General features: G+C 73.3%; 23 protein-coding genes and 1 pseudogene. 11 read left to right on the forward strand and 13 right to left on the reverse strand.

The window, feature by feature from the left end:
* Nucleotides 1-130: 130 nt before the first annotated feature.
* On the reverse strand, nt 131-559 hold the full coding sequence (locus J3473_RS14305) for a CBS domain-containing protein (RefSeq protein ID WP_030528517.1): 429 nt from the start codon (nt 557-559) through the stop codon (nt 131-133).
* Between the two features lie 199 nt (nt 560-758).
* On the opposite strand from J3473_RS14305, the gene J3473_RS14310 reads away from it, so the two are divergent.
* The 5 genes from J3473_RS14310 to J3473_RS14330 all read left to right on the forward strand — a co-directional run bounded on the left by J3473_RS14310 (nt 759) and on the right by J3473_RS14330 (nt 5,061).
* Nucleotides 759-1,859 (forward strand): ABC transporter ATP-binding protein, encoded by a 1,101-nt coding sequence (locus J3473_RS14310; protein ID WP_030528516.1) that lies wholly within the window; start codon nt 759-761, stop codon nt 1,857-1,859.
* A 115-nt stretch (nt 1,860-1,974) separates the two neighbouring features.
* Entirely contained in the window at nt 1,975-3,216 is a 1,242-nt protein-coding gene (locus tag J3473_RS14315; RefSeq protein WP_030528515.1) for a DUF4032 domain-containing protein, read from the forward strand.
* Between the two features lie 97 nt (nt 3,217-3,313).
* A complete protein-coding gene (locus J3473_RS14320) occupies nt 3,314-4,000 on the forward strand; it encodes an RDD family protein (RefSeq protein WP_207024445.1) in 687 nt (228 codons plus the stop codon).
* Between the two features lie 175 nt (nt 4,001-4,175).
* Nucleotides 4,176-4,637, forward strand: a complete 462-nt coding sequence (locus J3473_RS14325) for a DUF4190 domain-containing protein (protein WP_207024447.1) — start codon at nt 4,176-4,178, stop codon at nt 4,635-4,637.
* Between the two features lies 1 nt (nt 4,638).
* Nucleotides 4,639-5,061, forward strand: coding sequence for a DUF2752 domain-containing protein (locus tag J3473_RS14330; protein ID WP_207024448.1), 423 nt, complete (start codon nt 4,639-4,641; stop codon nt 5,059-5,061).
* A 16-nt stretch (nt 5,062-5,077) separates the two neighbouring features.
* On the opposite strand, the gene J3473_RS14335 is transcribed toward J3473_RS14330, so the two are convergent.
* The 5 genes from J3473_RS14335 to cysS form a co-directional block, all read right to left on the reverse strand.
* Nucleotides 5,078-5,533: a DUF2752 domain-containing protein gene (locus tag J3473_RS14335; RefSeq protein WP_207024450.1), complete on the reverse strand. Its 456-nt coding sequence runs from the start codon at nt 5,531-5,533 to the stop codon at nt 5,078-5,080.
* Nucleotides 5,534-5,537: 4 nt separating this feature from the next.
* Nucleotides 5,538-5,864: a CD225/dispanin family protein gene (locus J3473_RS14340; RefSeq protein WP_030528510.1), complete on the reverse strand. Its 327-nt coding sequence runs from the start codon at nt 5,862-5,864 to the stop codon at nt 5,538-5,540.
* A 196-nt stretch (nt 5,865-6,060) separates the two neighbouring features.
* Complete coding sequence (locus J3473_RS14345; RefSeq protein WP_207024452.1) at nt 6,061-6,690, reverse strand: hypothetical protein; 630 nt, start codon at nt 6,688-6,690, stop codon at nt 6,061-6,063.
* Nucleotides 6,691-6,820: 130 nt separating this feature from the next.
* Nucleotides 6,821-7,774 (reverse strand): 23S rRNA (guanosine(2251)-2'-O)-methyltransferase RlmB, encoded by a 954-nt coding sequence (rlmB, locus tag J3473_RS14350; protein ID WP_207024454.1) that lies wholly within the window; start codon nt 7,772-7,774, stop codon nt 6,821-6,823.
* Between the two features lies 1 nt (nt 7,775).
* A complete protein-coding gene (cysS, locus tag J3473_RS14355; RefSeq protein ID WP_207024456.1) occupies nt 7,776-9,209 on the reverse strand; it encodes a cysteine--tRNA ligase in 1,434 nt (477 codons plus the stop codon).
* A gap of 230 nt (nt 9,210-9,439) precedes the next feature.
* Between cysS and J3473_RS19805 the strand changes: the two are divergent.
* Nucleotides 9,440-9,577, forward strand: a pseudogene (locus tag J3473_RS19805) (type IV toxin-antitoxin system AbiEi family antitoxin domain-containing protein); the annotation flags it as partial.
* Nucleotides 9,578-9,851: 274 nt separating this feature from the next.
* Complete coding sequence (locus tag J3473_RS14365) at nt 9,852-10,385, forward strand: hypothetical protein (protein WP_207024458.1); 534 nt, start codon at nt 9,852-9,854, stop codon at nt 10,383-10,385.
* A gap of 122 nt (nt 10,386-10,507) precedes the next feature.
* Here the strand turns inward: J3473_RS14365 and J3473_RS14370 are convergent, their stop codons facing one another.
* Both J3473_RS14370 and J3473_RS14375 read right to left on the reverse strand, forming a co-directional pair.
* The gene (locus J3473_RS14370; protein WP_207024460.1) at nt 10,508-11,176 is read right to left on the reverse strand and encodes an MBL fold metallo-hydrolase; all 669 of its coding nucleotides are present in this window, start codon (nt 11,174-11,176) and stop codon (nt 10,508-10,510) included.
* The gene (locus J3473_RS14375; protein ID WP_207024462.1) at nt 11,173-12,267 is read right to left on the reverse strand and encodes an S-(hydroxymethyl)mycothiol dehydrogenase; all 1,095 of its coding nucleotides are present in this window, start codon (nt 12,265-12,267) and stop codon (nt 11,173-11,175) included. Before J3473_RS14375 ends, J3473_RS14370 begins: the two co-directional genes overlap by 4 nt.
* 151 nt (nt 12,268-12,418) lie before the next feature.
* Here J3473_RS14375 and J3473_RS14380 point away from each other — a divergent pair, with 151 nt between their 5' ends.
* A complete protein-coding gene (locus J3473_RS14380) occupies nt 12,419-12,748 on the forward strand; it encodes a transcriptional regulator (protein WP_207024464.1) in 330 nt (109 codons plus the stop codon).
* A 39-nt stretch (nt 12,749-12,787) separates the two neighbouring features.
* Here the strand turns inward: J3473_RS14380 and ispF are convergent, their stop codons facing one another.
* From ispF to J3473_RS14390, 3 genes are read right to left on the reverse strand one after another with little or no spacing between them, the layout of a single operon-like run.
* On the reverse strand, nt 12,788-13,276 hold the full coding sequence (gene ispF / locus J3473_RS19555) for a 2-C-methyl-D-erythritol 2,4-cyclodiphosphate synthase (protein WP_030528502.1): 489 nt from the start codon (nt 13,274-13,276) through the stop codon (nt 12,788-12,790).
* A gap of 9 nt (nt 13,277-13,285) precedes the next feature.
* A complete protein-coding gene (ispD, locus tag J3473_RS19560; RefSeq protein ID WP_242525881.1) occupies nt 13,286-13,987 on the reverse strand; it encodes a 2-C-methyl-D-erythritol 4-phosphate cytidylyltransferase in 702 nt (233 codons plus the stop codon).
* Nucleotides 13,988-14,018: 31 nt separating this feature from the next.
* Entirely contained in the window at nt 14,019-14,501 is a 483-nt protein-coding gene (locus J3473_RS14390; RefSeq protein WP_030528500.1) for a CarD family transcriptional regulator, read from the reverse strand.
* A gap of 266 nt (nt 14,502-14,767) precedes the next feature.
* Between J3473_RS14390 and J3473_RS14395 the strand changes: the two genes are divergently transcribed.
* Nucleotides 14,768-15,268: a hypothetical protein gene (locus J3473_RS14395; protein ID WP_207024466.1), complete on the forward strand. Its 501-nt coding sequence runs from the start codon at nt 14,768-14,770 to the stop codon at nt 15,266-15,268.
* Between the two features lie 54 nt (nt 15,269-15,322).
* Here J3473_RS14395 and J3473_RS14400 read toward each other — a convergent pair whose 3' ends face one another.
* Both J3473_RS14400 and J3473_RS14405 read right to left on the reverse strand, forming a co-directional pair.
* Nucleotides 15,323-16,003: a response regulator transcription factor gene (locus J3473_RS14400; RefSeq protein WP_030528498.1), complete on the reverse strand. Its 681-nt coding sequence runs from the start codon at nt 16,001-16,003 to the stop codon at nt 15,323-15,325.
* A complete protein-coding gene (locus J3473_RS14405) occupies nt 16,000-17,193 on the reverse strand; it encodes a cell wall metabolism sensor histidine kinase WalK (protein WP_207024468.1) in 1,194 nt (397 codons plus the stop codon). The genes J3473_RS14400 and J3473_RS14405 overlap by 4 nt, the downstream gene beginning before the upstream one ends.
* A gap of 190 nt (nt 17,194-17,383) precedes the next feature.
* Between J3473_RS14405 and phoU the strand changes: the two genes are divergently transcribed.
* Together phoU and ppk2 are read left to right on the forward strand one after the other, a co-directional pair.
* Nucleotides 17,384-18,073 carry a phosphate signaling complex protein PhoU gene (gene phoU / locus J3473_RS14410; RefSeq protein WP_030528496.1) on the forward strand — a complete coding sequence of 230 codons (690 nt, stop codon included), beginning with the start codon at nt 17,384-17,386 and terminating at the stop codon, nt 18,071-18,073.
* Between the two features lie 39 nt (nt 18,074-18,112).
* Nucleotides 18,113-19,048, forward strand: coding sequence for a polyphosphate kinase 2 (ppk2, locus tag J3473_RS14415; RefSeq protein WP_207024470.1), 936 nt, complete (start codon nt 18,113-18,115; stop codon nt 19,046-19,048).
* Nucleotides 19,049-19,055: the final 7 nt, after the last annotated feature.

The raw sequence follows: 19,055 nt of genomic DNA on the forward strand, positions 1-19,055 counted from the left end.
CGCTCCCCACGACCCCCGTGCGTAGGGAACTCGACGAATGTGTCACGTCCGGCCCGCCCGGCACGCGCGGCACCGGGATGCTCCCGCGCCACGCAGGACCTTCGCGGCGTGGCGGGAGGTCCCGGGAGGGCTACTGCTGGATGTAGTCGCGGAGCTGGTCGCGCTCGGCCTGCAGCGTGTCGATCCGGAACTTGACGATGTCGCCGATGCTGACGATCGCCCCCAGTGCGCCGTCGACGACGACCGGCACGTGCCGGATGCGCCGCTCGGTCATCCGCGTGGCGAGGTCCTCGAGCGAGTCGTCGGGCGTGCAGGTGTGCACGTCGGCGGTCATGATCTGCTCGACGGGGGCCTCCAGCGCGCCGGCGCCGTCGGAGTGCAGGTGCCGCACGACGTCGCGCTCGCTGACGATGCCGTGCACCGACGAGCCGTCGCCGCTCACGACGACCGCGCCGATCCGGTGCTCGGCCAGGAGGGCCAGCAGCTCGGTGACGGTGGCGTCGGGCCGCACCGTGACGACCGCATCACCCTTGCGCTTGACGACGTCCGCGATCCTCATGGCCCAACCGTAGGGACTCCCGGCGGGACGCGCCAGAGGAAGCCGGGCCGCCGCGCCATCCCCTGGGACGGTCCTCGCGGCGCGGGCGGGTCGTCCGGCATACTGGCGAAACCGTTTGCACCGACGCAGGCGGGAGCTCCACCCCTTTACGACGGATCGTCCGGCACGTTCCTGCCGGTGAAGGAAAGGCAACGACGCCATGGCAACTGTGAAGTTCGACGAGGCCACCCGCATCTACCCGGGCAACGACACCCCCTCGGTCGACAAGCTGAACATCGACATCCAGGACGGGGAGTTCCTCGTCCTCGTCGGTCCCTCCGGCTGCGGCAAGTCCACCTCGCTGCGCATGCTCGCCGGCCTCGAGGAGGTCAACGGCGGCAAGATCTGGATCGGTGACCGCGACGTCACCGACCTCTCGCCGAAGGACCGCGACGTCGCGATGGTCTTCCAGAACTACGCGCTCTACCCGCACATGACGGTCGCCGACAACATGGGCTTCGCCCTGAAGATCGCCGGCGTCGACAAGGGCGAGATCCGCAAGCGCGTCGAGGAGGCCGCGAAGATCCTCGACCTCACCCAGTACCTCGAGCGCAAGCCGAAGGCCCTCTCCGGTGGCCAGCGCCAGCGCGTCGCGATGGGCCGCGCGATCGTCCGCAGCCCGCAGGTCTTCCTCATGGACGAGCCGCTGTCGAACCTCGACGCCAAGCTGCGCGTCCAGACCCGCACCCAGATCGCCAGCCTCCAGCGCCGCCTCGGCGTCACGACCGTCTACGTCACGCACGACCAGGTCGAGGCCATGACGATGGGCGACCGCATCGCCCTGCTCAAGGACGGCGTCCTCCAGCAGTGCGCGACCCCGCGCGAGATGTACGACAACCCGGCGAACCTGTTCGTCGCCGGGTTCATCGGCTCCCCCGCGATGAACCTCGTCACCGTCCCGGCCTCGTCCGACGGCGCGAAGTTCGGCAACCACACGGTCACCATCCCCCGCGAGGGCGTCGAGCACGGCGGCTCGCACGTCGTCGTCGGCGTCCGCCCGGAGGACGTCGAGATCACGACGAACAACGACGGCCTCGAGCTGACGATCGACGTCGTCGAGGAGCTCGGCGCCGACGCGTACGTCTACGGCACGCCGACCGACGGCGACATCAGCCTCGTCGGGGGCGACGACAACCTCGCCAAGCCGTTCATCGCGCGCGTCGACGGCCGCTCGGTCCCCCCGAAGGGCTCGAAGGTCTACGTCTACCCGAAGGCGCAGCACATGCACGTCTTCGACCCCGAGAGCGGCAAGCGCCTCTGAGGCGTTCCGCCGACTCGCCCGCACGCGACGACGCCCCGGACGAGACACTCGTCCGGGGCGTCGCCCGTCCCCGGCCCGCCCGCCGTCCCGAGTCCCCCGACCCCGGAAGCCCGTCATGGCCCTCGAGCTCACCGCCGCCCGCCCCGACCCCGCCCTGCTCGACCTCCCCTGGCGCATCCCGCTCGAGGAGTGGCCGGAGGACATCCTCGCCGCGCTCCCCCGCGGCATCTCGCGGCACGTCGTGCGCTTCGTCCGCCTCTCCGGCCGCGTCCTGGCCATCAAGGAGATCAAGGACGACATCGCGCGCCGCGAGTACGAGATGCTGCGCAACCTGCGCCGGCTGCACCTGCCGTCGGTCGAGCCGTTCGCGGTCGTCAGCGGGCGCGTCGGCCTCGACGGCGAGCCGCTCGACGCCTGCCTCGTGACCCGTCACCTCCAGTACTCCCTCCCCTACCGCGCCCTGTACAGCCAGTCGCTGCGCAAGGGCACGGCCACCCGCCTCATCGACGCCCTCGCCGTGCTCCTCGTGCGCCTGCACCTCACGGGCTTCTGGTGGGGTGACGTCTCGCTGTCCAACACCCTCTTCCGTCGGGACGCCGGCGCGTTCGCGGCCTACCTCGTCGATGCCGAGACGGGCGAGCTGCGCAACCGGCTGAGCGACGGCCAGCGCGAGCACGACCTCGAGATCGCGCGGGTCAACATCGCCGGCGAGCTGATGGACCTCGACGCCGGCGGCCTGCTCCAGGAGGAGCGCGACCCGGTCGACGTCAGCGAGCGCATCGTCACCCGCTACCGCGAGCTGTGGGCCGAGCTGACCAACGCCGAGACCATCGACGACACCGAGCGCTGGCGGGTCGACGACCGCATCCGCCGCCTCAACAAGCTGGGCTTCGACGTCGACGAGCTCGAGATCACGACCGATATCGACGGCACGTCGATCCGGTTGCAGCCCAAGGTCGTCGACTCGGGCCACCACTCGCGGCGCCTGCTGCGGCTCACCGGTCTCGACGTCCGCGAGAACCAGGCGCGCCGGCTGCTCAACGACCTCGAGGTGTACTCGGCCGCGACGGGTCGTCAGGGCGAGGACGAGGAGATCATCGCGCACGACTGGCTCGCGCAGGTCTACGAACCCGTGACCCGGGGTGTGCCCCGCGACCTCGTGGCCAAGCTCGAGCCCGCCGAGGTGTTCCACGAGGTGCTCGAGCACCGGTGGTACATGGCCGAGCGCGCGCAGCACGACGTCCCGATCCGCGAGGTCGTCGACGACTACGTCGCCAACGTGCTCCCCGGCAAGCCCGACGAGCGCGCGGTCCTCGGCGTCGACACCGAGGAGCTGCCGGTCATCGCCGACCGGTGACGTCCCCGACCGGCCGCCGGCCGCGCCCTAGGATCGACGGCGTGCGCACGCGACACCGCGGGGCGGCCGCCCCGCCGCACGCCGACGGAGGACCTCGATGAGCGACCAGCAGCCCCCGACCCCGGAGCAGCCCGCTCCGCCCCCGGGACCCACCACGCCGCCGCCCGCGCCGTACCAGCCCGCCGCACCGAACCAACCTGCGCCGCAGCAGAACCCGTACGGCGGATGGACCACCGCGCCGGCGTACGCCAGCGGACCCGCCGTGCCGGAGTCGGTGCCGTACGTCGAGGCCCACTTCGGCCCCGTCTCGTCGTTCGGCGACCGGGTGCTCGCGCTGCTCGTCGACGTCGGCCTCTCGTTCCTGCCGTTCCTCCTCATGCTCGCCGGCATCCCCTTCATCGTCGCGGGGGTCCCGGACCGCAACGGGGTCGACGAGTACGGGATGACGACGTACGGGGACGCCAACGGTGCGCTCATCGCCGTCGGCATCGCCGTCATGGTGCTGTTCTGGCTCGTCGGCGTCGGCTTCCAGCTGTGGAACCGGGTCTTCCGGATGGGCCGGCGCGGCCAGAGCATCGGCAAGTCGGTCGTGGGCCTCAAGCTCGTCGACGCCCGCACCGGCGCCCCGATCGGCGCGGGGAACTGCTTCCTGCGCGAGCTGGTCAGCGGGGTCGTCAACGGCGTCGTCTACCTCTCCTACCTCTGGATGCTCTGGGACGACAACCGGCAGACGGTCGCCGACAAGGCCGTCCACTCGACGGTCATCAAGGTCCCGAAGTCCTGACCTCCTCGGGTCGAGGTGATGTCCGACCCCCAGGTGGTCGGACATCACCTCGACCCCCGAGGATCCGGGCGCACCGGGGCCCCCACGACGGCCGTGGAATGCCGCGGCGCACGGCCGCGCGGCCGCTAGGGTGAACGCGAGCCGGCGCTCGCCGGCCCCTGACGACGGAGGACCCATGAGCAGCAGCACGCCCCCGCCCCCGCCGCCCCCGCCCGGTGGGAGCTACCCGCCCCCGCCGGAGCCCGAGGAGCCGGGCGACTCGTCGGCCACCGGCGGCTACCCGCCGCCCCCGCCGCCGCCCGGTGCCGGTGGTGGCTACACCGCGCCGCCGAGCATGCCCGTCCCCGGCGGCTCCCCCGCCGGCGGCCTCGGCGGCAACAACACGAAGGCGGTCATCGCCCTCGTCCTCGGCGTCCTCGGCCTCGTCTTCGCCATCTGCTGCTCGATCGTCGGGCTGCTGCTCGGCATCGGCGGCGCCGTGGTCGGTCACCTCGCGAAGCAGGAGATCGCCCGCACCGGTCAGGCCGGCCGTGGTCTCGCGCAGGGTGGTTTCGTCACCGGCATCATCGCCGTCGTGCTCGCCATCATCCTGATGGCCCTCGGTGCGGCCAACGTCGCCGCGAACCTCTCCAACTGAGATGACGACCCACGTCGGCGGCCTCGGTCACCTCTCACCACGCGTGTGGTGGGGGGCGGCCGGGGTCGCCGTCGCCGGTGGAGCCGCGTGGCTCGCCACCCACTCCCCCTACGAGGCCGGTCACTACCCCGGCTGCGTGCTGTACGCGGCGACCGGCCTGTACTGCCCCGCGTGCGGGGGGACGCGCGCCACCTACGAGCTGCTGCACGGCCACGTCGGGGCTGCCTTCGAGCGTCACCCCCTCGTGCCGCCGCTCTACCTCGCGGTCGCCCTCTACCTCGGCTACCGCCTCCTGCGCGCGCGCCAGGGGCGCCCGGTCCGCACGGTCGTCCCGAACTGGCTGCCCGTCGCCTTCGGCGTCGCGGTGCTCGTGTTCGGCGTGGTGCGCAACCTGCCCGGGGCCGAGTTCCTCTCCCCCGCCTGACCTCGCGGCCGGCTGCTCAGGCCGGCGAGAGCCAGCTCCACCCCGGCACGTTGCGCAGCGCCCAGTAGGCCAGCACGACGCCGAGCAGTGCGTGGATCGCGGAGGCCGGAGCCATCGTCGTGCGTCGTCGGCCGAGCCACTGCCGGCGCGACCAGCGCACGAACCACGCCGTCAGCCAGACCGCCGCCACGACCGCGAGCGGGTTGCGGGCCAGCGCGGTGCCGACGTCGCCGTGGGCGAGGGCGTGGACGGCACGCAGCGACCCGCAGCCCGGGCACCACGTGCCCGTGAGGAACAGCCACGGGCAGGGCGGGTAGTGGCCCGGCGCGTTCGGGTCGAGCGAGCCGACGACGGTGACCAGGGTCGCGGCCGCACCGGCCACCGCCGCCGGGCGCACGAGCCGGTGCCACCGGACGGGGCTCGTCTCGAGCGAGCGGACCCGCTCGAGCCGCGAGGCGGCGGCGGTGGTCATCCGGTCAGGGGCTCGTCGTCGTCGACGTGGCCGCCACGAAGCTCGCGACGAGGCCGAACCACAGGAGCACGCCGAGCACGATGCCGACGACGCCCGCGATGACCGACCACTTGATCCACTTCCCCGCGGCGGCGGCCGACTCGTGCGCGCCGGCGACGTCGCCCGCGCCCCAGCGGGTGTTGACCTCGGCGGACTTGACGATGGCCACGATGCCCAACGGCAGGCAGCAGAAGAGGGTCGCGAGGATGGACCACACGAGCTTGTTGTCGGGCGGCCCCCCGGCGGGGTGGCCCGGGACGGGCGGCGGAGGGGTGGCACCGTAGGCGGACATGTCGCCTCGCTTCCTGGAGGTCGGCGGGGGCGGACCCGACCTCATCGGTCGCCGGCCCCGCACCCCGTGCCGGCTCGTCCGGCGGCGTCGATCGTGGCACAGACCCGGTTCGCGGGCAGGCGGTTTCGTGAGGTCCGTGGACGAAGGTGCCCCGCACCGGTGGCCGGTGCGGGGCATCCTCGTGGGTAACGCGGGGTCAGTAGCGCGGGGCGTTGCTCGCGGCGTAGAACTCCGAGGACTCCTTGCGCCAGAGCAGGTACACGATGTACCCGCCGAGGGCGATGCTCACGATGCTCAGCACCCGCGAGAGGAGCGGGGTCGGCTGCGCCAGCCCGATGAGGAACGTGACGAACGAGAGCGCGAAGAGGATCGAGGCCGTGATGCGCGCCCACGACTTGCCCTTGCCGTTGGCCCAGGCCATGAGGAGCCAGAGGCCGGCACCGAGCAGGCCGAAGACGACCGCGATGGCGATGCCGATGGTCACGGCACCGTCGACGAGCGTCGGGTCGACGGTCTGGCCGGAGTCCTCCAGCGCTTGGGTGGCCTGCTCCCGGATGTCGCCCGCGAAGACGAAGCTGAGCACGAGCGAGACGAGGGAGAGCACAGCACCCACACGCATGAGCATGACGGCGGTGTCCATCGACTTCGGGCGCGTGACCGGACCGGCCTGCGGGGCGTAGCCGTACGCCGGCGCGGGCGGCGGTGCGCCGTAGGGGTTCTCGGCCGGCGGGGTGCCGTACTGCGGGGCGCTGCCTCCGGGCGGCGGGGGCGTCCCCGGGCCGGTGGGCTCACCGGGGGGCGGGGGCGGCGGGTACTGGTCGGACATCGTCGGTCATCCCTCCTCGCGAGCGGCGACGGCGGTCGTCGGTGGACCGCTCGCCCCTCGATCGTGGCACACCCACGGCGGGCTTCCGTGGCGCGACGGGCCGGACCGGCCCGTCCCGCAGTCCCCGGCGTCAGCGGCGACGGCGGCGCGCGACCTCGTAGAGGGTGACGCCCGTGGCGATGCCGGCGTTGAGCGACTCGACCGCCGAGCTCATCGGCACCGACACGATCTGGTCGCAGGTCTCGCGCACGAGCCGCGAGAGGCCCTTGCCCTCGGAGCCGACGACGACGACGAGCGGCTCGGACGCCAGCTCGAGGTCGGGCAGCTCGACGTCGCCGTCCATGTCGAGGCCGATGACGAAGAAGCCGGCCTTGCGGAAGTCCTCGAGCGCCCGCGTGAGGTTGGTGGCCTGCGCGACCGGGATGCGGGCCGCCGCGCCGGCGGAGGTCTTCCACGCGCTGGCGGTCATCCCCGCCGAACGACGGCTCGGGACGACGACCCCGTGGCCGCCGAACGCGGCGACCGAGCGGACGATGGCGCCGAGGTTGCGCGGGTCGGTGATGCCGTCGAGGGCGACGACGAGCGGGATGCCCGGCTGCTCGGGGTCGACGAGGTCGCGCGGGTCGGCGTACGCGTACGGCGGCACCTGGAGCGCGAGGCCCTGGTGGACCGCGCCGTCGGTCAGCCGGTCGAGCTCACCGCGCGGCGTCTCGAGGATGGGTATGGAGCGCTCGGTGGCGGTCTTGATCGCCTCGCGGACGCGGTCGTCGGAGTCGATGCGGCCGGCGACGTACATCGTCGTCACCGGCACGTGCGCGCGCAGCGCCTCGACGACGGAGTTGCGCCCGGCCACGACCTCGCTCGAGGCGGCCGACTTCTTCGGCGAGCGCTGCGGCGGGCGTCCGCCGCCCCGCTTCTCGGCGGCCTTCGCCATCTTGTGGGCCTTGTGGTTCGGGCGGTCGCCGGCCTTCGGGGTCGGGCCCTTGCCCTCGAGGCCGCGGCGGCGCTGACCACCGGAGCCGACGGTGGAGCCCTTCTTGTTGCTCTTGCGTACGGCGCCGCGGCGCTGGGAGTTGCCGGCCACGTCAGTCGCCCTTTCCTCGGATGATGGTCCACCGCGCTCCGGCGGCGGTGTCCTCGACGGCGATCCCCGCCGCGGTGAGCGCGTCGCGGATGGCGTCGGCGGTCTCGTAGTCGCGGGCGGCGCGGGCCTGGGCCCGGGCGGCGACGCGGTCGGCGACGAGCGCGTCGAGCGCCGCCGTCATCTCGTCGGACTCCGACCCACCGGCGGCCCAGTGCGGGTCGAGCGGGTTGACGCCGAGGACGTCGGCCATCGCGACGACCTGGCGCGCGATGGTCGCGGCGTCGTCGTGGTCGCCGTCGTCCAGGGCGGTGTTGCCGGCGCGGACGGCCTGGTGCAGCGCCGCGAGCGCGTCCGAGACCCCGAGGTCGTCGTCCATCGCCTCGCGGAAGTCGGCGGGCAGCTCGGCCGAGCCGTCGGGGACGAGGGTGTCGACGCCCGGCAGCGCGCGGCGCAGGAAGCCCTCGATGCGCTCGACGGTGGCGGTGGCCTCCTCGATGGAGCCCTCGTGGTACTCGATCGTCGAGCGGTAGTGCGCGGCCGTCAGGTAGTAGCGGACGGCGAGGGGCCGGTGCTCGCGGACGACCTCCGAGACGCGCAGCGAGTTGCCCAGCGACTTGCTCATCTTCTCGCCGCCCATGGTCACCCACGCGTTGTGCAGCCAGTAGTTGGCGAACCCGAGCCCCGCGGCGCGCGACTGGGCGACCTCGTTCTCGTGGTGCGGGAAGCGCAGGTCGACGCCGCCGCCGTGGATGTCGAAGGTGTCGCCGAGGTACTTGCGGGCCATCGCGGAGCACTCGAGGTGCCAGCCCGGGCGGCCGGCGCCGTAGGGGGTCGGCCACGACGCCGTCGCGGGCTCGTCGGCCTTGCGGCCCTTCCAGAGGGCGAAGTCGCGCGGGTCGCGCTTGCCGCGCGGGTCGGCGTCCTCGGCGTCGGACATGTCCTCGACGCTCTGGCGGGTCAGCTCGCCGTAGCTCGGCCAGCTGCGCACGTCGAAGTAGACGTCGCCGGAGTCGTCCGCGGCGGCGTAGGCGTGTCCGGAGCCGACGAGGGTCTCCATCAGCTCGACCATCTCGGGCACGTGGCCCGTCGCGCGGGGCTCGTAGGTGGGCGGGAGCACCCCGAGCGCGGCGAGCGCGTCGGCGGTCTCCATCTCGTTGCGGTAGCTGAGGGCGAACCACGGCTCGCCGGCCTCGGCCGACTTCGCGAGGATCTTGTCGTCGATGTCGGTGACGTTGCGGATGAGCGTGACGTCGTAGCCGTGCCCGACCGCCAGCCAGCGGCGCAGGACGTCGAACGCGACGGCGAAGCGGACGTGCCCGATGTGCGGCGGCGCCTGCGTCGTGAGCCCACAGATGTAGATCCCCGCCTTGCCGGGCACGACGGGGACGAAGTCACGCAGCTCGCGCGTGAGGGAGTCGAACAGCCTGAGGGTCACCCGCGACAGGCTACCGGCCGGGCCGCGAGCGCCCCGCATCGCAGCAACCGCCCGGAACTTCCGCGACGTCACCGTGACGGCGCGGTTCTTCAGCCGGGACGCGGATGTATCCCCGTCCGGGTGGAGCTTTCGCGCCGTCACCGTGATGACGCGGATCCTCGGCGGCCTCGACGGACGGGGCCTGTGGATGACGCGCCGGGCGTCGTCGACGAACCGGGCACGATCGGTCGATGTCCGACCGACTCCTGGCCCTCGCCGCCGCGCAGCACGGCGTCGTCTCCAGCCCGGATGCCACCCGCCTCGACGTCGACCCCAACGCCCTCATGGCGCTCGTCGACGCCGGGACGCTCGTCCGGGTCCGGCGCGGCGCCTACGTCCTCGGCACCATCTGGGCACCGGCCACGCCGGAGCGACGTCTCGACCTGCGCGCCCGAGCCGTGCTCCACGCACGGGGCCGGCCGCACGAGGCCGCGACCCACCAGAGCGCCCTCGCCGTCCACGGGCTGCCCCTGCACGACGTGGCCCTCGACGTGGTCGACGTGAGCGGCAACGTCACACGGGTCCGCCGGGCGAGCGGCCTGCGCATCCACCCGCCGGCCGGTTTGCCGGTGCAGACGGTCGACGGGCTGCCCGACGATCCCGGTGGAGGCCGCCCTGGCCCAGGTCGCGCTGCGCGCGGGACGCGACGCGGTGGTGGTCGCCACCGACCGAGCGCTGCGCGACGGCTTTACCGAGCTGACGCGGGTGGCGAACCTCGTCGAGCAGCTGGCCGAGTCCCCTCGCCGGGCCACCCGCGCACTCCGGTGGCTCCACCTCGCCGACCCGCTCAGCGAGTCCGTGGGCGAGACCCGGACCCGCTTGATGCTCGTCGACCTCGGCCACGGCGTGCGGTCGCAGGTCCGCATCGCCGACGGGCACGGGATCGTCCTCGCCCGTGTCGACCTGCTGGTCGAGGGGTGCGTCGTCGTCGAGTTCGACGGACTCGTCAAGTACGAGGGGGCCGACGGGCGAGCAGCGCTCGCCGCCGAGAAGGTGCGCGAGGACCGACTGCGGGCCCTCGGCTACGAGATCGTGCGTCTCACCTGGGCCGACCTCGCGAGCCCGCAGCGGGTGGCGGCCCTCGTCCGGGCCGCGCTCTCCCGCGCGGCGGCTCGTGGGCTGCTGCCCAGGCCGTGAGCATCCGCGTCATCACGGTGACGACGCGGTTGCTCCATCCGGACGCGGATGCATCCCCGTCAGGGCTGAGGTTCCGCGCCGTCACGGTGACGACGCGGAACCTCGAGGGTGGGCGGGCCGGGTCAGTGGCCGCGGTCGAGCCACTCCTGGAGGTGCGGCGCCTCGTCCCCGACGGTCGTCGCGTCGCCGTGGCCGGTGAGGACGACGGTCTCGGGCGGCAGGGAGAGCAGCCGGGTGCTGATCGACTCGACGATGGTCGGGAAGTCGCTGTGCGAGCGACCCGTCGCTCCCGGCCCACCCTGGAACAGGGTGTCCCCGCTGAACAGCACCCCGAGCGACGGCGCGTGGAGGCAGCAGGCCCCCGGCGCGTGGCCCGGCGTGTGAAGCGTGACCACCCCGACGTCACCGACCGTGAAGGTCGTGCCGTCGGCGAGGTCCTCGTCCGGCGCCTCGTCCTGGCTCATGTCCCACAGCACGCGGTCGTCCGGGTGCAGCCAGACGCTCGCCCCCGTCTCGGCGACGAGGTCGGGCACCGCGTTGACGTGGTCGTTGTGGCCGTGGGTGCAGACGATGCCGACGACCCGCCGGCCGCCGATCGCCTCGAGGATGGCGCGCGCGTCGTGCGCGGCGTCGACGACGAGCACCTCGTCGTCGTCGCCGAGCAGCCACACGTTGTTGTCGACGTCCCACGAGCCGCCGTCCAGCTCGAAGACGCCCGACGTCACGAGCCGCTCGACCCGCACGCCGCCCGGCGAGGTGGGGACGCCGTCGAGGGTCGTGGCCCCGCTCACGCCGACCCGCCCATGACGACGACCGAGCGCAGCACGTCGCCGTCGTGCATCTTCGTGAAGGCCTCCTCGACCCCCTCGATGCCGATCCGCTCCGACACGAACGCGTCGAGCGGGAAGCGGCCCTGACGGAAGAGCTCGACGAGCATCGGGAAGTCCCGCGAGGGCAGGCAGTCGCCGTACCAGCTCGACTTCAGCGCCCCGCCGCGTCCGAAGATCTCGATCATCGGCAGCGTCACCTGCTGCTCCGGCGTCGGTACCCCGACGAGCACGACCGTGCCGGCGAGGTCGCGCATGTAGAACGCCTGCTCGTAGGTCTCGGGACGCCCGACCGCCTCGACGACGACGTCCGCGCCGTGACCGCCGGTCAGCGCCCGGACGGCCTCGACGGCGTCCTCGGTCGACGCGTCGACGGTGTGCGTCGCACCGAGGTCCTTCGCCCAGGCGAGCTTCTTGGCGTCCACGTCGACCGCGATGATGGTCGTCGCGCCGGCGACCTTGGCGCCGGCGATGGCCGCGTCACCGACGCCGCCGCAGCCGATGACCGCGATCGAGTCGCCGCGACCGACCCCGCCGGTGTTGACCGCCGCGCCGAAGCCGGCCATCACGCCGCAGCCGAGCAGGCCGACCGCGGCCGCGTCCGCCTCGTCGACCTTCGTGCACTGGCCGGCGGCGACGAGCGTCTTCTCGATGAACGCCCCGATGCCGAGCGCCGGCGAGAGCTCGGTGCCGTCGGTGAGCGTCATCTTCTGCGTCGCGTTGTGCGTCGCGAAGCAGTACCAGGGCTTGCCCTTGCGGCAGGCGCGGCACTGCCCGCACACGGCCCGCCAGTTGAGGATGACGAAGTCACCGGGGGCCACCTCGGTCACGCCCTCGCCGACCGCCTCGACCCGGCCCGCGGCCTCGTGGCCGAGGAGGAACGGGAACTCGTCGTTGATGCCGCCCTCGCGGTAGTGCAGGTCGGTGTGGCAGACCCCGCAGGCCTCGACGACGACGACGGCCTCCCCCGGCCCGGGGTCGGGGACGACGACGTCGACGAGCTCGACGGGGGCGCCCTTGGCGCGGGCGACGACGCCCTTGACGGTCTGCGGCACGGTTCCTCCTGGGTGGGCGGTGCTGGGTCTCGCCACGCTAGCGAAGGCGGGGCGCCGACGGCAGTGCCCGGTGGGTCGGGCCACGGGCACGGGCCGCCCGCGGGCGACCGAAGCCCCTTTCCCGACGGGCAAGCCGACGTATCCTGCGGACATGCCGTACCCGGTGTTCGACGACGTCATCCACGAGCCGCACCGCCTGCGGATCTGCGCCTTCCTCGTGCCCAGCGCCGGACGCGAGTTCGGCGAGGTCCGCGACGAGATCGGCCTGTCGGACTCCGCCCTGTCCAAGCACCTCAAAGCCCTGTCGGGCAAGGGCTACACCCGGCTCGAGCGCGGGTCCCGCGAGGGGCGGCAGGTGACGACCGTCGTCCTCACCGGCGCCGGCCGGGACGCCCTCTGCGGGCACGTCGCGGAGCTGCAGCGGATGGCCCGCATCGTCGGCGCCGACCGGCGTGTGCAGGGCGGCCCCCGCTCCCGCTGACCCGTACCGCGGTCGCGCAGCCCCTCGCGGGACGTGCCCTCAGTCGCGGGCGACGACGAGTGCGGTCGCGATGGCGGCGACGCCCTCGCCGCGGCCGGTCAGCCCGAGGCCGTCGGTCGTCGTGCCGCTCACCGACACAGGCGCGCCGGCGGCCGCCGAGAGGGCGGCCTCGGCCTCGGCCCGGCGGGTGCCGACCTTGGGCCGGTTGCCGACGACCTGCACGGCGACATTGCCCACCTCGAAGCCGGCCGACCGGACCAGCCGGGCCGCCTCGGCGAGCAGCGTGACCCCCGACGCCCCGGCGAGCTCCGGCCGGGCCGTGCCGAAGTGCGCCCCGAGGTCCCCGATGCCCGCGGCGGAGAAGAGGGCGTCGCAGGCGGCGTGAGCGGCCACGTCGGCGTCCGAGTGCCCGTCGAGCCCCCGCTCGCCCGGCCAGTGCAGGCCGGCGACCCACAGCTCGCGGGCGGACCCCTCCGGCGCGAGGGCGTGGACGTCGACTCCGACACCGACCCGGGGCAGCACGCTCATGCCCCGATGCTAGGCGCCGGCGAGCAGGCGCTCGGCGTGGGCGAGGTCGTCGACCGTCGTCACCTTGAAGGAGCGGGGGTCGCCGTCGACGACGCGCACGTCGTGGCCGAGCTGCTCCACGAGGGCGGCGTCGTCGGTGGCCCCGGCGCCTTCGGCGTGGGCGGCCTCGAGCACCTCGCGGCGGAAGCCTTGGGGGGTCTGGACGGCCCGCAGCGTCGCGCGGTCCGGGGTGCCGGTGACGACCCCGCGCGCGTCGACGGTCTTCACGGTGTCCACGACCGCGACGCCCGGTACGACCCCGGCGGCGCCAGCCCGGACGGCGTCGACGACGCGGACGAAGACGGCCACCGGGGCGAGGCAGCGGGCGGCGTCGTGGACGAGGACGACGTCGCAGGCGGGGTCGAGCGCGGCGAGCCCGGCCGCGACGGAGTCGGTGCGCTCCGCCCCTCCGGGCACGACCATGGCGCCCTCCGGGAGGGTGACACCGGCCCAGGCCGGCGCGCCGGTGTCGGCGAGCCCGGACGGGGCGACGACGACGACCGAGCGCAGGCCCGGCACCCGGGCCACGGTGTCGAGCGCCCAGCCGAGCAGGGGGCGCCCCGCCAGCGGCACGAAGGCCTTGGGCATCCCGGCACCCAGGCGCGTCCCGGACCCGGCCGCGACGACGACGACGCCCACTCCGCGCGGGGCGGTGCGGGCGTCGTCGGTCACGTCGGAGCGGTCGCCGGGGCGACCGGGTGCGTCAGGACGCGAGGACCTCGTCGAGGATGGACTCGGCCTTGTCCTCGTCGGTCTTCTCGGCGAGCGCGAGCTCGGAGACGAGGATCTGGCGCGCCTTGGCCAGCATCCGCTTCTCACCGGCGGACAGGCCGCGGTCCTTGTCGCGACGCCACAGGTCGCGGACGACCTCGGCGACCTTGATGACGTCGCCGGAGGCGAGCTTCTCGAGGTTGGCCTTGAAGCGGCGCGACCAGTTGGTCGGCTCCTCGGCGTACGGAGTGCGGAGGACCTCGAAGACCTTGTCGAGCCCCGCCTTGTCGACGACGTCACGGACGCCGACGAGGTCGCAGTTCTCGGCGGGTACCTCGATGACGAGGTCGCCCTGCGCGACCTTCAGCTTGAGGTAGAGCTTCTCCTCTCCGCGGATCGTGCGGGTCTTGATCTCTTCGATGCGCGCGGCCCCGTGGTGCGGGTACACGACCGTCTCGCCGACCTTGAAAACCATGTGGTGTTGTCCCCTTTCGAGGCCCCAAGAATACCACGACACGCCGATCCGGCCCAACGGGAACGCGGGACGTTTCCGCAGGTCAGGGGCCTGAAACGAGCATCCCCGGGAGAAAATCGGGGGTTGACAGACGTGCCCGCGACGTGCTTCGCGCGCGACGCGGGCGCGCCGCCCAGACGGCCTCGTCGCGCCGCGCGAGCGCGTCCGACGACGCGGGCCGGGACACCGGGCGAGGCCGCACCCGACCCCCCGCTATCCTTGGGCGCGTGACGACCCGCGCCGCCTCCGCCCTCCGGCTCGCCGGACTCGCCGCCGCCACCCTCACGGTCTCCGCCTGCGGCGTCTTCTCGCCGGTCCAGACGGACTACCCGTACATCCCGGCGGACGGCGTCGACCTCACGGTCCCCGGGCTCGACCTGCGCAACATCGCGGTCGTCTCCGCGCAGGAGGGTGCGGCCGGTACGCTCATCGGCCAGGTCGTCAACAACGCCGCCGAGCCGGTCGAGATCAGCTTCACCGTCGAGGGCGGGACCCCCGCGACGACCTCGGTGCCGGCCTACTCCGGCGAGGGCCTCGCCGACGCCAAGGTGCGTCTGGAGTCCGTCCCCGCCGCGCCGGGGTCGATGGTCCAGCTGACCGTCTCCACCCGCGAGGCCGGGCAGAACGTCGTCCTCATCCCGGTGCTCAGCCCCGAGAACTACTACGAGGGCCTCGCGCCGAGCCCGTCGGCGACGCCGAGCGCCACCCCGTCGCCCAGCACCAGCTGACGACGGGCGCCGGCCGGTGCGCCCGCCGGCCGCCGCACCGGGCGCCGGCGGCCCTCAGGCCTCGAACTTGTAGCCGAGCCCGCGCACGGTGACGATGTGCTGCGGCGCCCCGGGGTCGGTCTCGATCTTGGCGCGCAGGCGCTTGACGTGGACGTCGAGCGTCTTGGTGTCGCCGACGTAGTCACTGCCCCACACCCGGTCGATGAGCTGCCCGCGGGTCAGCACCCGCCCGGTGTTGCGCAGCAGCATCTCGAGGAGCTCGAACTCCTTGAGCGGCATCGAGCGCTGCTCGCCGCGGACGGTGACGACGTGGCGCTCGACGTCCATCCGGACCGGCCCGGCCTCGAGGGTCGTCGGCAGGAGCTCCTCGGGCTCGGCCCCGCGGCGCAGGACGGCCTTGATGCGCGCCAGCAGCTCGCGCGAGGAGTACGGCTTGGTCACGTAGTCGTCGGCGCCGAGCTCGAGACCGACGACCTTGTCGATCTCGCTGTCCTTCGCGGTGAGCATGATGACCGGCACGTTCGAGCGCTGGCGCAGCGCGCGGCAGACGTCGACGCCGGACAGGCCGGGCAGCATGAGGTCGAGCAGCACGAGGTCGGCGCCCCCTGTGTCGAACTCGCTCAGGGCATCGTGCCCGTTGTCGGCGACCGAGACCTCGTAGCCCTCCTTGCTCAGGAGGTAGCTCAGCGGGTCCGAGAACGACTCCTCGTCCTCGACGATCAGGATGCGCGTCATGCGGTGCTCTCTTCTCGGGCGACCCCGGCGCCGGGGTCCGGCGCGGTCGCGTCGTCATCGTCGACCGGGGTGGCCGCGACGGGGAGTCTCATGGTGAACGTCGAGCCGCGCCCCTCCTGGCTCCACACGGTGACCTCGCCGCCGTGGTTGGCGCAGACGTGCTTGACGATGGCCAGGCCCAGGCCGGTGCCGCCGGTGGCCCGCGAGCGCGCGGCGTCGACGCGGTAGAAGCGCTCGAAGATGCGCTCCTGCTCGGCGGCGGGGATGCCCTGCCCCTGGTCGGTGACGGCGACCTCGACGGTCTCGTCGACGCGGCGGGCGCCGAGGCCGACCTTCGTCCCGGGGTCGCTGTAGTTGACCGCGTTGGTCAGCAGGTTGGTGACGGCGGTGACGAGCAGCTCGCGGTCGCCGAAGACGCGCAGCCCCCGCTCGGTCGCGAGGCCGAGCTCGATCTCCTTGGCCTCGGCGGCGACCTTGACGCGGTCGACGGCCTCGACGACGACCGTGCCGAGGTCGACGAGCTCGGGCTCGTGGAGGGTGTCGGCGACCTGGAGGCGCGAGAGGTCGACGATCTCCTGGACGAGCCGCCCGAGCCGGGTCGCCTCGACGCGGATGCGCTGCGCGAAGCGCGTCACCGCCACGGGGTCGTCCTTGGCGTCGAGGACGGCCTCGGCGAGCAGCGAGATGCCGCCGACGGGGGTCTTCAGCTCGTGGCTGACGTTGGCGACGAAGTCGCGGCGGACCTCCTCGACGCGGCGCGCGTGGGTGTGGTCCTCGGCCAGCAGCAGCACGTGGGCGACGCCGAGCGGGGCGACGCGCACGCGCATGACGACGCTGCCGTCGGGGTTCGGCCCGCGTGCGAGGTCGAGCTCGGCCTCACGGATGACGCCGTCGCGGCGCACCTGGCGCGCGAGGTGGCGCAGCTCGTGGTGCACCAGCTCCTGGTGACGCACGAGGCCGTAGGTGACGGCCGGGGCCGACGCCTTGACCACCGCGTCGGACGCGTCGACGACGACGGCGATGGAGCGCAGCACCGAGAGCACGTCCCCGACGCCGCGGGCCAGCGGCGGCTCCTCGACGACGGGTGCGTCGTCGAGGCTGCGCTCGGACCACCGGGCCGCGAGCACGGCGACGGCGCCGACGACGAGGCCGGCCGCCCCGCCGAGGCTCGCCGCGATGGTCGCATCCACGACGTCAGGGTACGGGGGTCCACCGACCGCTCCCCGCCATCCGGGGCCCTGCCGCGCCTCCGGACGCCCGAAGTTCACCTCGGCCACGTCTGCGGTTCATCCCCGGGTGGGATGGTTCCCGGGCGACGGCGCGACCGACCGCTGCCGTCGCGCGCCGACGCACCCCCAGCCACGAAGGACCCCAGCCGTGATGCGCAAGGCCTACCACGAGGAGCTCGACCGGATCGCCGAGAGCCTCGTCGAGATGACCCACCTCGCGGCGTCCGCGATGAGCCGCGCGACGACCGCCCTCCTCGACGCCGACGTCAGCCTCGCCGACTCCGTCATCGCCGCCGACGCCGAGATCGACCGGATGCGCGAGCAGGTCGACCTCCTCTCGTTCGACCTCATCGCCCTCCAGCAGCCGGTGGCGACGGACCTGCGGGTCGTCGTCACGAGCATGCGGATGAGCAGCGACATCGAGCGGATGGGCGACCTCGCCCGCCACGTCGCCAAGGTCGCCCGCCTGCGCTACCCCGCGTCCGCGGTCCCGCCGGAGCTGCGCGGCACCTTCCGCGAGATGGGCACCGTCGCCGAGCTCGTCGTCGAGAAGGCCGGCTCCGTCATCGCGGCCCGCGACGTCGACGCCGCCCGCGACGTCGCCCGCGAGGACGACGCGATGGACCGCCTGCACCGCGACCTCTTCACGCACGTGACCGGCGGGGACTGGGCCCACGACACCGAGACCGCCGTCGACGTCGTGCTCCTCGGCCGCTACTACGAGCGCTTCGCCGACCACGCCGTGTCGGTCGCCGAGCGGGTCATCTGGATCGTCACCGGCGAGTGGGGCGACGAGGCGGCCGGCGGCCACGACGAGGTCGGTGAGCACACCGTCGCCTGACCCCCTGACGGGCCGCGAGGACGCGGCTACGCTCGAGGTGTGGACGACCAGCGCCGGTCCGTGACGGAGGACTACGCCGAGGAGCTCGAGGAGCTGCACGACCTCGAGGAGGTCGAGGAGTTCGAGGGCGCCGCCGGCGAGGCCGCGGCGCCGACGACCGGCAAGGCGTGGCAGCACGGCTACCCCTACGACAGGAAGCTCCCGCGCGAGGAGTACGAGCGGACCAAGCGCCGCCTGCAGATCGAGCTCATCAAGCTGCAGCTGCACGTCAAGGAGACCGGGAGCAAGGTCCTCGTCATCTGCGAGGGGCGTGACGCCGCCGGCAAGGGCGGGGCCATCAAGCGGTTCATGGAGCACCTCAACCCGCGCGGTGCGCGCGTCGTGGCGCTCGAGAAGCCGACCGAGGTCGAGACCACGCAGTGGTACTTCCAGCGCTACGTGCAGCACCTGCCGAGCGGCGGCGAGATCGTCTTCATGGACCGGTCCTGGTACAACCGGGCCGGCGTCGAGCGCGTCATGGGCTACTGCTCCCCCAGCCAGTACCTCGAGTTCATGCGCGAGGCACCGGAGCTGGAGCGGATGCTCGTCAACTCGGGCATCCACCTCGTCAAGCTGTGGTTCTCCGTCAGCCGGGAGGAGCAGGCCGCGCGCTTCGCCTCGCGCCAGAACGACCCGGTGCGGCAGTGGAAGCTCTCGCCGACCGACCTCGCGAGCCTCGACAAGTGGGACGCCTACACCGAGGCCAAGGAGGCGATGTTCTTCTACACCGACACCGGTGACGCCCCGTGGACCGTCGTCAAGAGCAACGACAAGAAGCGGGCCCGGCTCGAGGCGATGCGGGTCCTGCTCAGCGGGGTCGACTACGCCTCGAAGGACGTCGACCTCGTCGGGGTCCCCGACCCGCTCATCGTCGGCCCCGCGTCGCGGATCTTCGAGCCCGGTGAGCACACCGAGCGGGTGCTCCCGCGGCTCTGACGTCGGC

Origin of the sequence: Phycicoccus sp. DTK01, from assembly GCF_017312765.1 — a bacterium.
Classification (GTDB): domain Bacteria; phylum Actinomycetota; class Actinomycetes; order Actinomycetales; family Dermatophilaceae; genus Phycicoccus; species Phycicoccus jejuensis.

What these genes read in the sequence shown, in the direction of transcription:
- J3473_RS14390 (WP_030528500.1), bottom strand. Translation starts at nt 14,501, where the DNA reads ATGGTTTTCAAGGTCGGCGAGACGGTCGTGTACCCGCACCACGGGGCC.
- J3473_RS14315 (WP_030528515.1), top strand. Translation starts at nt 1,975, where the DNA reads ATGGCCCTCGAGCTCACCGCCGCCCGCCCCGACCCCGCCCTGCTCGAC.
- J3473_RS14345 (WP_207024452.1), bottom strand. Translation starts at nt 6,690, where the DNA reads ATGTCCGACCAGTACCCGCCGCCCCCGCCCCCCGGTGAGCCCACCGGC.
- J3473_RS14340 (WP_030528510.1), bottom strand. Translation starts at nt 5,864, where the DNA reads ATGTCCGCCTACGGTGCCACCCCTCCGCCGCCCGTCCCGGGCCACCCC.
- J3473_RS14400 (WP_030528498.1), bottom strand. Translation starts at nt 16,003, where the DNA reads ATGACGCGCATCCTGATCGTCGAGGACGAGGAGTCGTTCTCGGACCCG.
- phoU (WP_030528496.1), top strand. Translation starts at nt 17,384, where the DNA reads ATGCGCAAGGCCTACCACGAGGAGCTCGACCGGATCGCCGAGAGCCTC.
- J3473_RS14325 (WP_207024447.1), top strand. Translation starts at nt 4,176, where the DNA reads ATGAGCAGCAGCACGCCCCCGCCCCCGCCGCCCCCGCCCGGTGGGAGC.
- J3473_RS14320 (WP_207024445.1), top strand. Translation starts at nt 3,314, where the DNA reads ATGAGCGACCAGCAGCCCCCGACCCCGGAGCAGCCCGCTCCGCCCCCG.
- J3473_RS14305 (WP_030528517.1), bottom strand. Translation starts at nt 559, where the DNA reads ATGAGGATCGCGGACGTCGTCAAGCGCAAGGGTGATGCGGTCGTCACG.
- J3473_RS14330 (WP_207024448.1), top strand. Translation starts at nt 4,639, where the DNA reads ATGACGACCCACGTCGGCGGCCTCGGTCACCTCTCACCACGCGTGTGG.
- J3473_RS14310 (WP_030528516.1), top strand. Translation starts at nt 759, where the DNA reads ATGGCAACTGTGAAGTTCGACGAGGCCACCCGCATCTACCCGGGCAAC.
- J3473_RS14335 (WP_207024450.1), bottom strand. Translation starts at nt 5,533, where the DNA reads ATGACCACCGCCGCCGCCTCGCGGCTCGAGCGGGTCCGCTCGCTCGAG.
- J3473_RS14380 (WP_207024464.1), top strand. Translation starts at nt 12,419, where the DNA reads ATGCCGTACCCGGTGTTCGACGACGTCATCCACGAGCCGCACCGCCTG.
- ispF (WP_030528502.1), bottom strand. Translation starts at nt 13,276, where the DNA reads ATGAGCGTGCTGCCCCGGGTCGGTGTCGGAGTCGACGTCCACGCCCTC.